14 protein-coding genes are annotated in these 16190 nt (G+C 68.5%); 11 read left to right on the top strand and 3 right to left on the bottom strand.

The window, feature by feature from the left end:
• The first annotated feature begins 268 nt into the window (after window positions 1-268).
• Complete coding sequence (locus NR810_RS19615) at window positions 269-2623, top strand: DUF2141 domain-containing protein (RefSeq protein ID WP_257454463.1); 2355 nt, start codon at window positions 269-271, stop codon at window positions 2621-2623.
• Between the two features lie 3 nt (window positions 2624-2626).
• Window positions 2627-3205, top strand: coding sequence for a hypothetical protein (locus NR810_RS19610; RefSeq protein ID WP_257454461.1), 579 nt, complete (start codon window positions 2627-2629; stop codon window positions 3203-3205).
• 21 nt (window positions 3206-3226) lie between these two features.
• Here NR810_RS19610 and NR810_RS19605 read toward each other — a convergent pair whose 3' ends face one another.
• Complete coding sequence (locus NR810_RS19605) at window positions 3227-4387, bottom strand: MFS transporter (RefSeq protein WP_257454459.1); 1161 nt, start codon at window positions 4385-4387, stop codon at window positions 3227-3229.
• A gap of 146 nt (window positions 4388-4533) precedes the next feature.
• On the opposite strand from NR810_RS19605, the gene NR810_RS19600 reads away from it, so the two are divergent.
• From NR810_RS19600 to NR810_RS19575, 6 genes are all read left to right on the top strand, one after another.
• Complete coding sequence (locus NR810_RS19600; RefSeq protein ID WP_257454457.1) at window positions 4534-6174, top strand: AMP-binding protein; 1641 nt, start codon at window positions 4534-4536, stop codon at window positions 6172-6174.
• Window positions 6175-6267: 93 nt separating this feature from the next.
• Window positions 6268-6870 carry a DUF2378 family protein gene (locus NR810_RS19595; protein ID WP_257454455.1) on the top strand — a complete coding sequence of 201 codons (603 nt, stop codon included), beginning with the start codon at window positions 6268-6270 and terminating at the stop codon, window positions 6868-6870.
• Between the two features lie 78 nt (window positions 6871-6948).
• Window positions 6949-8205 carry a hypothetical protein gene (locus tag NR810_RS19590; RefSeq protein WP_257454454.1) on the top strand — a complete coding sequence of 419 codons (1257 nt, stop codon included), beginning with the start codon at window positions 6949-6951 and terminating at the stop codon, window positions 8203-8205.
• 60 nt (window positions 8206-8265) lie between these two features.
• Window positions 8266-8853 (top strand): hypothetical protein, encoded by a 588-nt coding sequence (locus NR810_RS19585; RefSeq protein WP_257454452.1) that lies wholly within the window; start codon window positions 8266-8268, stop codon window positions 8851-8853.
• A 38-nt stretch (window positions 8854-8891) separates the two neighbouring features.
• Window positions 8892-9689, top strand: a complete 798-nt coding sequence (locus tag NR810_RS19580; protein WP_257454449.1) for a hypothetical protein — start codon at window positions 8892-8894, stop codon at window positions 9687-9689.
• Window positions 9690-9740: 51 nt separating this feature from the next.
• Window positions 9741-10688, top strand: a complete 948-nt coding sequence (locus NR810_RS19575) for a glycoside hydrolase family 43 protein (RefSeq protein WP_257454448.1) — start codon at window positions 9741-9743, stop codon at window positions 10686-10688.
• 18 nt (window positions 10689-10706) lie between these two features.
• Here NR810_RS19575 and NR810_RS19570 read toward each other — a convergent pair whose 3' ends face one another.
• Window positions 10707-11165 (bottom strand): hypothetical protein, encoded by a 459-nt coding sequence (locus NR810_RS19570; RefSeq protein WP_257454447.1) that lies wholly within the window; start codon window positions 11163-11165, stop codon window positions 10707-10709.
• 163 nt (window positions 11166-11328) lie between these two features.
• Here NR810_RS19570 and NR810_RS19565 point away from each other — a divergent pair, with 163 nt between their 5' ends.
• A complete protein-coding gene (locus NR810_RS19565) occupies window positions 11329-13191 on the top strand; it encodes a hybrid sensor histidine kinase/response regulator (protein WP_257454446.1) in 1863 nt (620 codons plus the stop codon).
• Here NR810_RS19565 and NR810_RS19560 read toward each other — a convergent pair.
• Complete coding sequence (locus tag NR810_RS19560) at window positions 13142-13819, bottom strand: hypothetical protein (RefSeq protein ID WP_257454444.1); 678 nt, start codon at window positions 13817-13819, stop codon at window positions 13142-13144. The genes NR810_RS19565 and NR810_RS19560 overlap by 50 nt on opposite strands.
• Before the next feature lie 132 nt (window positions 13820-13951).
• On the opposite strand from NR810_RS19560, the gene NR810_RS19555 reads away from it, so the two are divergent.
• Both NR810_RS19555 and NR810_RS19550 read left to right on the top strand, forming a co-directional pair.
• Entirely contained in the window at window positions 13952-14440 is a 489-nt protein-coding gene (locus NR810_RS19555) for a YqaA family protein (RefSeq protein ID WP_257454442.1), read from the top strand.
• A 91-nt stretch (window positions 14441-14531) separates the two neighbouring features.
• The gene (locus NR810_RS19550) at window positions 14532-16160 is read left to right on the top strand and encodes a pre-peptidase C-terminal domain-containing protein (protein WP_257454441.1); all 1629 of its coding nucleotides are present in this window, start codon (window positions 14532-14534) and stop codon (window positions 16158-16160) included.
• The last annotated feature ends 30 nt before the right edge of the window (window positions 16161-16190 follow it).

Genomic DNA, 16190 nt, shown 5'->3' with positions numbered 1-16190 from the left:
AGTGTGGATCGCCCTGAGGGTCGTACCGGCTCGCACCCACGGCAAGGGGGCGTGAAGGCACGCCCGCCCGGCTCCCCCTCCCTTCGCGCGGAGGACTCCGCCCACCACTCGACGCGTCTCTCAGGTGTGACGTCTTGGTGAATGGGAATGTTGGAATGTGAATCGTGACGAGACAGGGGTGTAGGCTGTCGTGTATGGCGACCCGGGCCGCGTGGACGGGGGGGTCTCATCCCGCGGCCGGCTTCCCTCTCCGAAAGGAAAAGATTCGATGCGAAGGTTCTTTCAACTTCTCGCCTGTGCGGGACTCACCCTGTCCTTGTCCGGCTGCCCGGAAAAACCGGAGCCGGATCCTTCCAGCCTCTACATCCGAGGCACGGTGTCGGCGCCCGCCGGAGTCAGCCTCCAGGGGACCCAGGTGGTGGCGTGCTTCGTCATCAACAACGGGTGCTCGCTCGACTCCAGCAACACGAAGCAGCTGGTGCTGCAGACCTCGGGCTCGAGCTTCGCCTACAGCTTCGACGGCCTGGCCGCCGGCACCTATCACGTGCTCGCCGCCCAGGACGTCAACGACAACGGCGAGTTCGATGATGGGGACTACTCGGGTCTGTATACGAATGGCGGCTCGCAGGCCGTCACCGTCACTCCGCCCGTGCTGGGCGTCAACATCACCATGCAGAGGAAGGGCTCCGGCGGCACCATCCCCCTCTCGGAGAACGTGACGTTCCTGCGCCCCAAGGACTTCGTGGACGGCAAGGCCACGGTGTCCTTCCCGTCACTCGGCGTCCAGGAGCGCGTGGTCGTCATCCCCGTGCACGCCAGCCAGTCCTCCCAGGTGGATGGCTTCCAGTTCGGCCTCGAGACCAGCGGCGTGGTGGCGCAGGAGGATCTGCTGCCCGAACTCCAGCAGATGAGCACCAGTCCAGAGGGCGGGGCGGTGGGCCTCCAGGCGGCCGATGCGGCCCCCACGCATTCCGACGCGCACCTGCGCCGGTTGGAGCACGGCCTGCGGTGGGCCGAGCGGCTCCAGCAGGCGGGCTCCATCCCCTTGAGCCGTGCAGGCCGAGTGAGCGCCCAGGCCTCGCTCGGCAAGTGCCCCGGCCCGTACACGGTGGGCACCCGCCAGTGCGGTTTCTGGGTGATGACCGGCGATACGCAGCAGCAGATCACCGCCACGCTGCGCCACGCGAGCGCCAACGCGTACTGGTTCGTGCAGAACGAGGACGCGAACGACTTCTCCGCGGCCGAGCTGCAGAGCCTCGCCAACGATTTCGAGACCCGGGTGGTGCCGTCCGACCGGAAGTACTTCGGCAACTTCTCGGACGTGGACCAGAACGGGAAGATCTTCATCGTCTTCAGCCGCCTGCTGGGGCCCGAGGGTCTGCTGGGCTACGTGCACCCCGCCGACCTGTTCAGCGACGCGGAGACCGCGCCGCAGGGTGTTCGCAGCAACGAGGGTGACATCTTCTACGCCGCCACTCCGAGCACCCTCTCCGGGATGACCCGCTCCCGGTACTTCAACGTCTCCATGCCCGCCACCATGGTGCACGAGCTCAAGCACCAGATCGCCACGAGCACGCGCCTGCTCTCCAATCCCCAGCGTGCGCCCGAGGAGATGTGGGCCGAGGAGGGCAGTGCCATGGCGGCCCAGCAGCTCGCGGGGCTGGGCACGCAGGTGGGCGAGGTCCAGCCCTACGCGCGCTACAGCCTGGTCTCTCCCCAGCGCTTCCGCACGGTGTATCCGGGCAGGCCCGAGGCGCCCGATGAGGGGCTGAGCATCTACGGCTACAACTTCCTCCTGCTCTGGCGCGTGGCGGAGAAGAAGGGGCACTCCCAATTCTGGAGCGCGTGGATGGCCGGCCCCAACACGGGCATCGCCAACCTGGAGGCGCACACGGGCTCTCCCTTCCCGGATCTGATGCTCGACTGGGCCGCCACGTTGATGCTCGATCACACGGGGCTGCTCACCGGCTACGACTACCAGGACTTCAACCTGCGTGACGGGAGCTGGTCCATGCTGGGCCACACCCCCCTGTACCAGGGCATCATCGGCACCGCACGCTCGATGCGCTACCTGGTGGGTCATGGCACGGGCGGCAGTGCCACCATCACCGTCGAGGCGCGCAACAGCGCACCGCCCTATGCGGTGGTGGTGCGTCTGCCCGGCCCGCTGCCCTACGGCTACAAGGCCATCAAGGGCGCGCTGTACGCCCCGGCGGGCGGCTCCTTGCAGGGGACGAACGTGGTGGCCTGCCACGCCGTCGAGGGCAAGTGCGACGAGAGCTCGCCCAAGACGAAGGGGTTCAAGATCGCCCTCGCGATGCCGAACGTCGGCTACACGCTCTACGTGGAGCCGGCCGACTACATCGTCCTCGCGTACAATGATGTCAACGGTGACGGCTCCCTGGGTGTTGGCGACTACTCCGGCTGCTACACCACGGGCACGGGTACCGGTTGTTCCCTCCTGGATGTCAGCTCGGATGTGTCGTCCGTGAACGTGCGGATGTCGGTGCTGACGTCCCTCGGTGGCCAGGGCGCGAACGTGTTGCCGGAGGGCGCGCTACGGTTCCAGCCCCCCGTCGATACCCAGGCGATCTTCCAGACCCTCTTCTCCCGGGAGCGGTGAACCATGTTCCTGTTGCCGCTCGCACTGCTGCTGGCCACCGCTCCGGCGGAGACCTCCTACCGCCCGCTCGACCTGGCCACCCTGGCCCAGGGCCAACCGGGCCCTGGCCTCGTGCGTGTCTCCGGCCGCTACCTGGCCCTGGCCGGGTTCTCCGAGCTGGTGCGCGGCGTGGTGTCCAATGACCGCTACGCGCTTCGCGTCGAGGGCCAGGCGTTCGACTGGACGCCGGAGGCCGGAGCGCTCGTGGAGCTCTGGGGCCTGCTGGAGGTGGACGAGCGCGGCCCCGTGCTGCGCTTCCACAACGGCCGCCGCTCCGATGACACGAGCCGGGCCCCCCGGCCCGCGCCAGCGCTCGCGGAGGGCAAGCGCACCCGGCTGTGGCTCAAGGTCACCGAGAGCGGTGCTTCCCCCTTCCCGCTGAAGACGGGGATCACCGAGGACGGCCGGAGCGTGATGCTGCCCGCCAGCTACCGGGGGCCCTTCGGCCTCGTGTGCCTGCAGGGCACCCTCGGCACGCTGGGCAGGGGCTTCGCGCTGCGTGAGCCCTCGCCCTGCAAGGACAAGGAGAGGACGAGTCGCTGAATCGCCGCCCGGCGGGCCCGCTCAGGCCGCCGGGCGCTTCGGCCGGGCGAGCCCCAGCACCAACAACCCGGTGAGCGACAGCGCCGCGCCCACGGCGCACACGCCGCTCCAGCCCCAGTGGCTCCAGGCCAGGCTGCCCAGCCATGCGCCGGTGGCACCCCCGGCGAAGTACGTCACCATGTAGACGGTGTTGAGCCGGTTGCGGGCCTCGGGACGCAGCGCGTAGACGCGCGTCTGGTTGGAGATGTGGTTGGCCTGCGCGCCCAGGTCCAGGAGGATGACGCCGAGCGCGATGCCCCACAGTGAATGGCCCAGCAGCCAGAGCACTCCGAAGGATGCGAACAGGATGCCGATGCCGAGCGCGTTGATGCGCCGGTCCCCGCGCGTGTCGGTGTAACGCCCCACCAGCGGCGCGGCGATGGCGCCGGCCACGCCCACCACGCCGAAGAGCCCCGCCACCTGGGCCCCGTAGTGCTGGGGCATCGACTGGAGGTAGAGCGCCAGCGTGGCCCAGAAGGCGCTGAAGCAGCCGAAGGTGAGCGCGCCCAGCACCGAGTGCAGCCGCAGCAGGGGCTCCTCGCGCACCAGTCCTCCCAGGGAGCGCAGCAGGGCGGGGTAGGGCAGGGGGGCGCTCGGGGACAGGCTCGGCAGGGTGAGCCGCAGCACCACCGCCAGCACCAGCATCAGCCCCGCGGCGAGCCAGAACATGGCGCGCCAGCCGAACTGCACCCCGAGGAAGCCGGACGCGGTGCGCGACAGGAGGATGCCGATGAGCAGCCCGCTCATCACCGTGCCCACCACGCGGCCGCGTTGGGCATCGGGCGCCAGGTGCGCCGCGAAGGGGACGATGAGCTGGGGCACCACCGTCGTCACCCCCACCAGGCCGCTGGCGGCCACCATCCACGGCAGGTTCGGCGCCAATGCCACGCCCATCAGCGCCAGGCTCACCAGCACGGTCATGACGACGATGACGCGCCGCCGCTCGAGGCTGTCACCCAGCGGGACGACGAGCAGCAGGCCCAGGGCGTAGCCCACCTGGGAGAACGTGGGGATGAGCCCCAACGCCTGGTCCGAGGCCTGGAACGTCTGGCCGATGTCTCCGAGCAGGGGCTGGTGGTAGTAGAGGTTCGCGACGGCGAGGCCCGCGGCGGCGGCCATCATCCAGACGAGGCCGGGGCTCATGGAATGGGACTTCACGGCGCCCCCATACAGCCCGCTCCGGCTCCCGACAAGCGGGGCTCATGAGGCCGGGTTCTCCGGGCCAGGAGCCCCGGTGGTGCGCTCGCGGGGCTTGCGCGGGCCGAGGGGGGACGGGGAGGATCCACCCCATGCCCTCTCCTTCCTACGTCCACGGCACCAGCACCACCCCGCTGCTCGGGGAGACCATTGGCCAGAACCTGCGGCGCACCGTCGAGCGCCACGGCGATCGGGAAGCGCTCGTGGTCGTCTCCCAGGGCTACCGTGCCACGTGGCGCGAGTTCTGGGATGTGACGACGCGGGTGGCGCTGGGCCTGTTGGCCTTTGGCGTGGAGAAGGGGGATCGGGTGGGCCTCTGGTCCCCCAACCGTTACGAGTGGGTGGTGGCCCAGTACGCCGCGGCCCGCATTGGCGCCATCCTCGTGAACCTCAACCCCGCCTACAAGACGGCGGAGCTGGAGTACGCGCTCAACCAGTCCGGCACCAGCGTGCTGCTGCTCTCGCGCGGCTTCCGCCAGTCGGACTACCGCAAGATGTTGGAGGAGGTGCGCCCGCGCTGCCCCGGCCTGCGCGTCGCCCTGGTGCTGGACGATGACTGGGAGCTGCTGCTCAAGAACGGGACCCACGTGAGCGAGCGCACCCTGGCGGACCGCGAGGCCACGCTCCAGTTCGACGACCCCATCAACATCCAGTACACGTCCGGCACCACCGGCTTTCCCAAGGGCGCCACGCTCAGCCACCACAACGTCCTCAACAATGGCTTCTTCGTGGGAGAGGCCATCGGCCTCACGCCCGAGGACCGCGTCTGCATCCCCGTGCCCTTCTACCACTGCTTCGGCATGGTGATGGGCAACCTGGCCTGTACCTCCCACGGCTCCACCATGGTGATTCCGAGCGAGGCGTTCGATCCGCTCGCGGTGATGCAGACGGTGGGCGCCGAGCGCTGCACCGCGCTCTACGGCGTGCCCACCATGTTCATCGCCGAGCTGGACCACCCGCGCTTCGCCGAGTTCGACTTCTCCTCGCTGCGCACCGGCATCATGGCCGGCTCGCCGTGCCCCATCGAGGTGATGAAGAAGGTCCAGTCGCGCATGAACATGCGCGAGGTCACCATCTGCTACGGCATGACGGAGACCTCGCCGGTGTCCACGCAGAGCTCGCTGGATGACCCCCTGGACAAGCGTGTCTCCACCGTGGGCCGGGTGCACCCGCATGTGGAGGTGAAGATCGTCGATCCAGGCACGGGCGCGGTGGTGCCTCGCGGCTCGCCCGGCGAGCTGTGCACGCGCGCCTACAGCGTGATGCTCGGCTACTGGAACAACCCCGAGGCCACCCGTACGTCCATCGACGCGGCCGGCTGGATGCACACCGGCGACCTCGCCACCATGGACGAGGAGGGCTACGTGAAGATCGTTGGCCGCATCAAGGACATGATCATCCGCGGCGGCGAGAACGTGTACCCGCGCGAAATCGAGGAGTTCCTCCACACCCACCCGGCCGTCAGCGAGGCCCAGGTCATCGGCGTGCCCAGCGAGAAGTACGGCGAGGAGGTGATGGCCTGGGTGAAGACGAAGCCCGGCGCCACCTGCACCCAGGAGGAGCTCGTCCGCTTCTGCACCGGCCGCATCTCCACCTTCAAGATTCCCCGCTTCTGGAAGTTCGTCGACGAGTTCCCCATGACGGTGACAGGGAAAATCCAGAAATTCCGGATGCGAGAGGTGGCGGTGGTGGAGCTGGGGCTGGAGGCCGCGGCGAACATCCGCACGGCGTGACACCGGGGGCGGTGTTTTGGGGTGTAATGGGCTCCCCCCCTTGTCCGGAGGCCGTCCGAGCGGCCAACGGACATGCCCCCCATGAGGTCCCCCGTGTCTCTTCCCTCCACCTCCGTCATTCCCACGCCCGAGCTGGAGCACCTGCTCACCCTGACCACTCCCGAGGACACGTGCCGCGGCATGTTCTTCAACGGGCTGTTCGACGCGGTGCGTTCGCTCGGGGGTGAGGAAGCCCGGGCCCGATGCTACGTGGCCGCGGGTGCGAAGAAGTTCGTGGACTTCTTCAGCTACCCGATCGCGGATTTCCTCAAGGCCCTCTTCACCGCCGCGGAGCTGCTCGGGCCGAAGCACGGAGGGCGGGACGCGGTGATGCACCTGCTGGGACGGCGGGCCACGGAGGACTTCCACCAATCCACCGTGGGCAAGACGATGCTGGCGCTCGCCGGCAGGGATCCGCATCGGGTGGTCAACAGCTTTCCCACCGCCTTCCGGGCGTCACTCAGCACTGGCAACCGCACCGTGGAGCTCCTGGGGGACAAGCAGGCGAGGTTCCGGGTGCGCCGGGAGCTCCTGCCCATGGCCTACAACGAGGGCGTCCTCACCTACGCGCTGGAGCAGTCCTCGGCGAAGGAGATCGTGGTGCGGGGTCACCGACTGGCGCCGCTCGATATCGATTACGACATCCGCTGGAGTTGAGGGCCCCGAGACATAATCGGCTCCTGTTGCCCGTTGCGTGGGGATGGGTCCGCCGCCGGATGGAGAGGAGAGGACGCGATGGGAGTGAAGCTGCTACTGGCTGGCTGGTATGGGGGCGAGCTCAGCGCGCCCGAGGCTCCCCGGCCCTGGCTGCGGAAGGTGGAGCGCTGGGTCCACGAGGCCGCGGAGGAACTGCTGGAGAGCTCGCGCACGGTGGAGAGCCCCCAGGGGCCCGTCCTCTTCCTGCGTCTGCACCCGGCCGCCGAGGAGGTGGCCATCGTCGCCGCAGGGCAGGGGCGGGTGGTCGTCCTGGCCAACACCTCCATGGTGGGGCCCGGCTATCACCGCTACCTGTGCGATCTGCTGCACGCCCTGGGGGACGCGCTCCAGGTGGACTGGGCCGAACCCGCCCTCACCACCGCCGGAGTAGGGGATCCCACGGGCTACTTCCACACCGGGGATGCGAGCGAAATCGAGCCGCGCATGCTCGCCTGGTTGTCGGAGATGGCGGGCCGGGTGCTGGACTTCCGGAGGCTCGGCCACTCGGGTGCCACGCTGTCGATGCGCTCGGGGCACGGCTTCGAATACCCCGGTGCCCTGCTGACGCCGCTGGGCCCTCGTGACGAGTCGTGGCTGCGCGCCGTGCGGGAGGATCCGCGCAACGGCCGGGACATCTTCCCGTGGTGGGAGCCTGGACTGGGTGCCTCGACGCGGCTGGGCCGTGCGCTCAGCCGCATCTGGACGGAGATGGTGTGGCGCCCGCCGCTGCTCGAGGAGGAGCGGCACCTGTTCCGCGACGTGGCCCGGCTGCTGGAGCTGGCGTGGCGGGAGGACCCGACGCTGCCGTACCCGTGGCGCGAGTGGCAGGAGGTGCTGGGGTACCTGGGCATTGGAGGCACGCTGGCGGAGCGGGTGTCGCGGCACGCCGCCGAGGCGCCATCGGGCTCGCTCATTGGATACCGGCGGGGCGCGGTGCAGGTGACGCTGCCCGAGGGGTGGGAGATCCGCATTCCTGGCTCGCTGGCCGAGCAGCGGCTGGCGGATGGGAGCTGGGTGGCGAGGGACCATCGGCGGAGCGTGCGCTTCGTGCCGTTGCAGGACGTGAGTGGCATCGCACCGGGACCCGAGGAATCGCTGCCGTACGAGTTCCAGCACCACGGAGAGCGGGTGAGCGGAAGGGCCACGCTGCACGTGGGGGCGGAGGAGTGCCGGCTGACGGCGCTGTGCGAGGCCGGAGCGCATCGCGCGCTGTGCGTGGTGAGCTTCGACGATCCGGACGAGCAGGACTGGGCGCTGGGCACCTGGCGCTCGCTGGATCACGCCGTCGCGGCGTGACGGGTGCTCGAAGGGCCAGTTGTTTGGATGGCGCTCGTCTGTCTGGTAGTGCGTCACTCCATGAGTACCCAGGCACTTGTTTCCAAGCTGCTCGCGGCTGGCCTCGTCTTGCTGCTGGTCTCTTGTGGCAGTACTCGCCATGCCGCACCTTCACGCTCCGAGGAGCTTACCGGCTTCGTGCTCGTCATCGAGGATGCATCGGATGGTCAGGCCAGGCACTCCTGGCAACGCGCCAGCGAGTTCGACCTGTCGTGGTATGACCACCTCTCCAGCACGGGCGATGCAGTTGAAAACATCGTGCTCGCCTCATCCCGTCCGAGGGACTGTGAGCAGGAGCATATCGACTGCTTTCGGGACTGCATGAAACGCAGGCTTCCGTCCTATCTGAGTCATGTCAAGCGTGGGGACGGTAGCAAGGGAAGCTACTGCGCCGAGAAGTGCATGGAGGAATACCAGGATTGCCTCAAGTCGCAGCGCTCGCCTGCCCTGGAGTTTTCCGCCACGCATGAGGCGGCCGAATGGCTGAAACGGAACCGGAAGGAGCTCCTCGTTGGCACGGTCGTCGTCATCGCGGGTGTTGCTTTCGTGACCCTCTCGGCTGGGGCTGGCGTGGTCGTACTGGCTCCCGTCGTGCTCATGGCGGGTTGAAGCGCAATGCGCACCACACGGCTCGTTGGAGCGTCCATATGAATCCTGTTCTCATCCAGAGCACCTTGGTCTTGCTTCACGGAGTGGAGCGGTTTGCATCCACCTCGGAGCAGCATGACGCGCTCGAGAACTCCAGGATCGCTCTTCACTTCATCTTGGAGAGGAACGAGGCCATCGAGTTCGAGGAATACCTCGAAGGCTTCAACACGGCACGGCTGACTCCGGCTCTCTCTTTCGTGACGAAGGAAGAGGCGGAGGCCTGGCTGCGGGTTCACCCAGCTCCTCCCCATGGGGCCATCATCGGGGTGGGGGATTCTCTCTATCACGTCGCGTACTCGCGCGAGCTCGAGCACCGGAAGCTGCTCCGCCTTGCCTCCAAAGAAGAGTGGGCGCGGATGGCGGGTGCGGAGGAAGAGGAAGAGGAAGAGCCCAGCACTCCGAACCCGGGTCGTGGTGCGCGCTTCAGCCTCTTCGATCTCTGCAACAAGACCTGCCTCCACCTCCATGAGATGGAGCAGCGTATGTCTTCACCTGAGGAATTGGAGGCCATCAGGATCGCCAAGATTGCCTTCCACTTCGTGATGGACATTGGGGAGCACCATGGCTTCGAGGAGTTCCTGGGTACCCTCCACTCCACCAGGGTCTCGCGCCCGGTCCGGTCCTTCGCGACCCGGGAGGAGGCGTATTCCTGGTTGGAGACGCAGCCCTCGCCCCCGCCTCCGGCTGTGGTCGCCATTGGGAGCGAGCTCTACTCAGTGGGATTCAATCGCAGGAAGGGACTGCGCGTGCTGATCCGCATCCCCACACGGCGGGAACTGGACATCGGCTCACCGTGACATGAGCCACTTCACCTTCCTCCAGGTCACTCATGTTGTAGTCATCCCGCCATGACCCTCCGCTACTGCAACCCCGTGCACGACGCCTACTTCGCGGACCCCTTCGTCCTGCGGGTCGGGGACGGGTATGTCGCCTACGGTACCGGCCGGGTGGTCGACGGGCGCGCTTTTGAAGTGCTCACGTCTCCAGACCTCATCACCTGGAGCAGCGTGGGAGGCGCCCTCGAGCTGCTACCCCCGGAGGCCGGAAGCGACTACTGGGCACCGGAGGTCACCGAGGCTCATGGGAAGTGGTGGATGTACTACTCCGTGGGATTCGGGGACGCTGGCCACCATCTGCGGGTCGCGGTCGCCGACCGTCCGACGGGCCCGTTCATCGACCAGGGCATCAATCTCACCCCGGGGGAGCGCTTCGCCATCGACGCGAGCCCCTTCCGGGACGAGGACGGCACCTGGTACCTCTTCTACGCCCGGGACGTCCTCGAGGGCGACCGGGTCGGCACCATGCTCGCCGTCGACGTGCTGGAGGGCATGACCCGGCTGCGCGGACAGCCTCGCACCATGCTGCGGCCCAGTGGCGACTGGCAGGTGTTCCTGCGCGAGCGGAAGATGTACGGGCAGGTCTATGACTGGCACACGCTGGAAGGTCCGTTCGTCCGCCGCTACGAGGGCCGCTACTACTGCTTCTACTCCGGCGGTTCCTGGCTGGAGCCGACGTACGGTGTCGCGTATGCCGTGGCCGATCACCCGCTCGGGCCATGGGTCGAGCCGGCCGGCATCCCCCCTCTGCTGCGGACCGTGTCGGACAAGGTGATCGGCCCCGGGCACAACTGCGTGGTCACCGGTCCCGGCGGGCAGGACGTCGTCGTCTACCACGCGTGGGACCCGGGCCGGACGGCTCGCCGGATGTGCATCGACCCGCTCGTGTGGGGCGAGCAGGGCCCCCGGGTGCTCGGACCGTCCTTCGTGCCGACGCACCTCCCTCGCACGGCCGGATGACGGATACTCGGCGCCGACTCAGGCACCGGGACGGCGGGGCCTTTGTTTCGGGCTCCAATACTGGTTGTCCGACAGGCTCGACTCCCGCTTCCACCGGGCTCCACCTTCCTCCCGTGCGGAGATGCGCCGCAGCAGTGCCTCACCCGGCGAGCGCGGTGGCCGGCTGGCGAGGAACTCCGGCACCTCGCCCAACGTCCGGGGCCGGTAACCCGGTCCGCCGCAGCCACACGAGTGGTACGTGTACCCGTGGGCGAGCAGGACGCGGACCTTCTCCCACTGGTGGGTGTCGTGCCGGGGGGGTGGCTTGAAGTCCATGCCCATGGAGGACATGGGCTCACCGCACTGCGGGCACTTCACTTCGGAAGGGGTGTCCGCTGAGCGTGGCTGGTGGGCGTCCCGCGGCCACTTGAAGCTCTTGCGACAGTCGAAGCAGGCGTAGTGCTGCTTGTAGGGGCCGCTCATCGCGTATCGGCACATGGTGTATTCCTTTGTATCCCAAACGGATGGGCCACAGGACGAGGGAGCCGCTCGAAGCTGACACCTGGGGGGCGAGGGCTCGCTGTGCGACGACTCCGCGCGACTCATAGAATGGGGATTGGCGCGTCACCCTCTGGGGTGTTCGCGTGGATGTGGGGTTCCCATGGATCATCCGTCTGCTTCCTCGCCGGGTTCATCGGACGCACTGTTGGGAGAGCTGGAGGCGCTCACCGGGTTGGCGAATGACAAGGCAGATGGGCGCGGCCAGGTGGAAGCTCGTCTGGCGATGCAGAACCGGCTGTTGGAGCTGGTGGCTCGCGGCACTTCGTTGCCGGACATGTTGCGGTCCATCACCCGTGCCATCGAGCTGTTGAGCCCGGGGATGATGGCCTCGGTGTTGTTGCTGGATGACGCTGGCCTCCTCCACGTGGGAGCTGGGGACAGCCTGCCGCCCGCCTACAACGCCCTCGTCGAGGGGTTGCCCATCGGCCCCACCGTGGGCTCCTGCGGCGCGGCCGCGTATTGGAAACGGATGGTGGTGGTGACGGACATCAACACGCACCCCAACTGGATTCCCTACCAGGACTTCGCGAAGGTGCTTCGGCTGCAGGCGTGCTGGTCCGGTCCCATCCTCTCCTCGGAAGGGCGGGTGCTGGGGACGCTGGCCATGTATTACAAAGAGCCCCGGGCCCCCACGGAGCACGAGCTGCACCTCATCGAGACCATGGCCCACATCGCCTCCGTGGCGATGGAGAAGGCCCGGGCGGAACAGGAGCGGGAGCGCCTGCTGGCCCTCGAGCGCCAGGCCCGCCGGGAAGCCGAGTCCGCCAGCCGGATGAAGGACGAGTTCCTCTCCACGCTGTCCCACGAGCTGCGCACGCCCCTCACCTCCATCCTCGGGTGGGCCCAGCTGCTGCGCACGCGCGAGATGCCGGAGGACAAGCGCCAGCGCGCCCTGGCGACCATCGAGCGCAACGCGCGGGCGCAGACGCAGCTCATCGAGGACTTGCTGGACATCAGCCGCATCGTCACCGGGAAGCTGCGGCTGGACGTGCGTCCGCTGGAGCCCCTGCCGGTGCTGGAGGCGGCGCTCGACGCGGTCCGCCCGGCGGCCGAGGCCCGGGGCGTGCGGCTGTCCCTGAGTGTCGCCCCCGGTGTGGGGCCCCTGTCCGTGGATGCCGAGCGCTTGCAGCAGGTGGTGTGGAACCTGTTGACCAACGCCATCAAGTTCACGCCCTCGGGAGGCCAGGTGGTGGTGCGGCTGGAGCAGGGAGAGGGCGAGGCCCGGCTGGAGGTGGAGGACACGGGGCAGGGCATCGCCCCGTCCTTCCTTCCGCATGTCTTCGAGCGCTTCCGCCAGGCCGACAGCAGCTCCACGCGCTCCCATGGTGGCCTGGGTCTGGGGCTGGCCATCGTGCGTCACCTGGTGGAGATGCACGGGGGCACCGTGTTCGCGCACAGCGACGGGCCGGGCCGGGGCGCCACCTTCCGCGTCACCTTTCCCCATCCCCCGCCATGCGCGCCGGAGCCGTCACCGTCCACTCAGGCCCGGCCGGAACAGGGCGCTCGGCCCCCGGAGGCCTGGACACCTTGCCTGGAGGGACTTCACATCCTCGTGGTGGAGGACGAGCCGGATACGCTGGCCCTCCTCTCCGAGGTGTTGGAGGGCTGCCGTGCCCAGGTAATTCGCGCGGCGAGCACCCGGGAGGCCCTGGCGCTGCTCGGCTCCCTCCGGCCCGATGTGCTCGTCTCGGACATCGGCATGGCCGGAGAGGATGGCTACAGCTTGATCCGCCAGCTCCGCGCCCAGGAGCGGGAGCGGAACGAGGAGCGTATCCCCGCGGTGGCGTTCACGGCCTTCGCCCGGAGCGAGGACCGGCGGCGTGCCCTGGCCGCGGGCTTCGATGTGCACCTCGCCAAACCGCTGAACCCCTCGCAGTTGCTCTCCGTGGTGGCCTCGATCGCACCCCAGGTGCTCAGTCGGAGATATCGAAGCTCTTCACCAGCCGCACCTCCTCGAGGCTGATGGTGCCTCGGCCCAACCACGCGCCCGCCGAGGCCGAGCCGCTGGCGCCCTGGCTGGAGACGCTGACGCGCGCCTGCACCCGCAGGTCATGCGTGCCGGTGTCGATGTCGTCCAGGGAGAAGGAGAGCGCGCGGGCGTCGAGGGCCCGGAGCACGCGCCGCTGCTCCTCCAGGGTGAAGATGCACTCCTCGAAGAGGAGGGTGCCGTCCGCGTTGGTGTCGGCACAGCTGGAGAGCAGGTCTCCGAAGCGGTTCATCTGGGGCTGGGTGCTCTCGGCGATGACGAGGGGGCCGGGGGCCACCTGGGTGCCGTCCACCAGCACACGGATCTCCAGCTGACCCCGGGCGGAGACCTCCCCGGGGAAGGCCCTGCCGCGCGTGGGCGCGTCCGTGTGCAGGCCGGCCTCGAGCTCCACCCTCATCGCGAGGTTCTTCTTCTGGGCCGTCGTCAGGGTGGTGTGGAGCACGTCCTTCCACTCGCCGCTGGCGCTCTGGTTGGTGGTGGGGGTGGAGACTCCGGGCAGGAGGAACAGCTCCTGGATTCTCACGGTGTACCTGGCGGACTGGGCCAGACAGAGTCCACTGGCGAGCACGGCGCCCGTGGCCGCGAGGACGACGAAGGGCTTCATGGGAGACCTCGGTACGGGGAAGGGGTTGGCCAGAAGGTAGGAATGGGCAGGCAGGCGTCCATCCCTCCCGGGAGTACGGGGAGTTCGTGGCTGTACGGACGGGCGCGGGAACGTCCTAAAGTGGGCGCGACCATGCCGGACTCCTCCACCCTGGCCGAATGGGGATTGCCCGGGCTCTTCCTCGTGGCCGTGATGGCGGGCTCCGTGCTGCCGGCTCCCTCCGAGGCGGTGCTGGCCGCGCTCATCTATGGAGGGGTGCAGCCGGCGTGGACCGTGGCGGTGGCCACCGTGGGCAACGTGCTCGGGGCCATCACCGTCTACCTCCTGGGGCGCTGGGTGGCGCGTGGGGGAGGGGGCCCGGTGGGGCGCTGGGTGCAACGCCGCCGCGCGCGGGAGGGTCCCCGGCTGGAGCGGGCCCAGGCGCGGCTGGCCACCTGGGGCGCTCCGGTGCTCCTCCTCGCGTGGCTCCCCGTGGTGGGGGACGTGTTCGTGCTCGCCGCCGGCCTCGTGGGGATGCGCTGGGCGCCCTTCGTCGCCTTCGTCACCCTGGGCAAGGCGCTGCGCTACCTCTTCGTCGCCCTGTCCGTTGCCGCGGCGAGCCAGGCTGGAATTTCACCGTAGGACTGCGAGACGGCGGGGGGGGTGATGGGCGATGATGACGCGCGCCGTCCTCCTCCCACCCGCCCGCGCCTCGCGGGCAGGAAGTCTCCGTATGCGACAGTCTCCCACCTTCTCGATGCGCACCGGGCTCCGGTCCTGGCTGCTGGCGCCGCTGCTCACCCTGGTTCTCGCCGCCTGTGGCGGGAGTGCCGTGGACACGCGAGAGCCCGCGGACGAAAGCGTGTCCGCCAGCGCGGCGCCACTCGCGGATGTGCGGGTGCGGCTGATGGCCGCCAACATCACCAGCGGCAATGGCCAGAGCTACGACCCGGGAGAGGGCATCCGCATCTTCCAGGGCACGCAGCCGGACGTGGTGATGATCCAGGAGTTCAACTACGGCAACAACTCGGCCAGCGCCCTCCGGAGCTTCGTCGATACCGCCTTCGGGACGGGCTTCCATTACTCGCGAGAGACCGGGGCGCAGATTCCCAACGGTGTCATCAGCCGCTGGCCCATCGTCTCCTCGGGTCAGTGGAATGACCCGGTCGTCTCCAACCGTGATTTCGCCTGGGCGCGTATCGACGTGCCGGGTTCCAAGGACCTCTGGGTGGTGAGCGTGCACCTGCTCAACTCTGGCTCCGCTGGCGATCGCAACAACGAGGCCATCGAGCTGGTGAAGCGCATCAACGAGCTCGTGCCCGTGGGCGACTACCTGACCATCGGTGGGGACTTCAATACCGACAGCCGCACCGAGTCCTGCTTCAGCACCTTCAACCAGGTGGTGACCACCAACGGTCCGCATCCGGTGGACCAGAACGGCGACCCCGACACCAACTCCAACCGCAACAAGCCCTATGACCACGTGCTCGTGGACTCGGACCTGCGCGCCTACCAGACGCCCACGGTCCTCGGCTCCAGCTCCTTCAGCGCGGGCGTGGTGGTGGACACGCGGGTGTACACGCCGCTCTCGGACATCTCCCCGGCGCAGTATGGCGACAGCGCCTCCACCAACATGCAGCACATGGCCGTCATCAAGGACTTCCTCATTCCGGCGGACACGACCCCGCCGCCTCCGGCGAGCGTGACGGTGGTGTCGCCCAATGGTGGGGAGAGCTGGACGGGCGGGCTGAACGGGACCATCACCTGGACGGCGAGCAACGTGACGAACGTGAAGCTCGAGTACACGCTCGATGGCAGCACGTGGAACGTCATCACCGCGAGCACGCCGGCCTCGGCGGGCAGCTACGGCTGGACGGTGCCGGGCACGGCGACCACGACGGCCAGGGTGCGGGTGAGTGACGCGTCCAACGTGGCCACCTCCGACACGAGCGACGGGGCCTTCACCATCACCGCCCCCGGTCCGACTCCGGACCCCGTCATCACCCAGGAGACCGAGGTCAACAACACCGCGGCGGGCGCCAATGGCCGGGTGGCGGCGGGCACCAACGTGACCGGGAGCGTCTCCACCAGCACGGACATCGACTGGTTCAAGTTCACGGTGACCGCGCCGGGCTTCGTCACGGTGAAGCTGACCATGCCCGGGACGGGGGACCTGGACTGGTACCTGTACTCCGGCTCCAACGTCACCACGTACCTGACGCGCGGCTACACCACGGCCAACCCCGAGGTGGGCACCTACAACGTTTCGGCGGCGGGCACCTACTACGTGAAGGTGGTGGGCTACGCGGGCGCCACGAGCAGCTACACGCTCAACGTGTCCGGCGCCGTCGTCCAGCCGTAGTCCCTCGGGAGGGGAGCCCCGGTGGGCTCC

This window comes from Archangium lipolyticum (assembly GCF_024623785.1).
GTDB classification, from domain to species: domain Bacteria; phylum Myxococcota; class Myxococcia; order Myxococcales; family Myxococcaceae; genus Archangium; species Archangium lipolyticum.
This window is presented reverse-complemented; position numbering and strand designations above follow the sequence as displayed.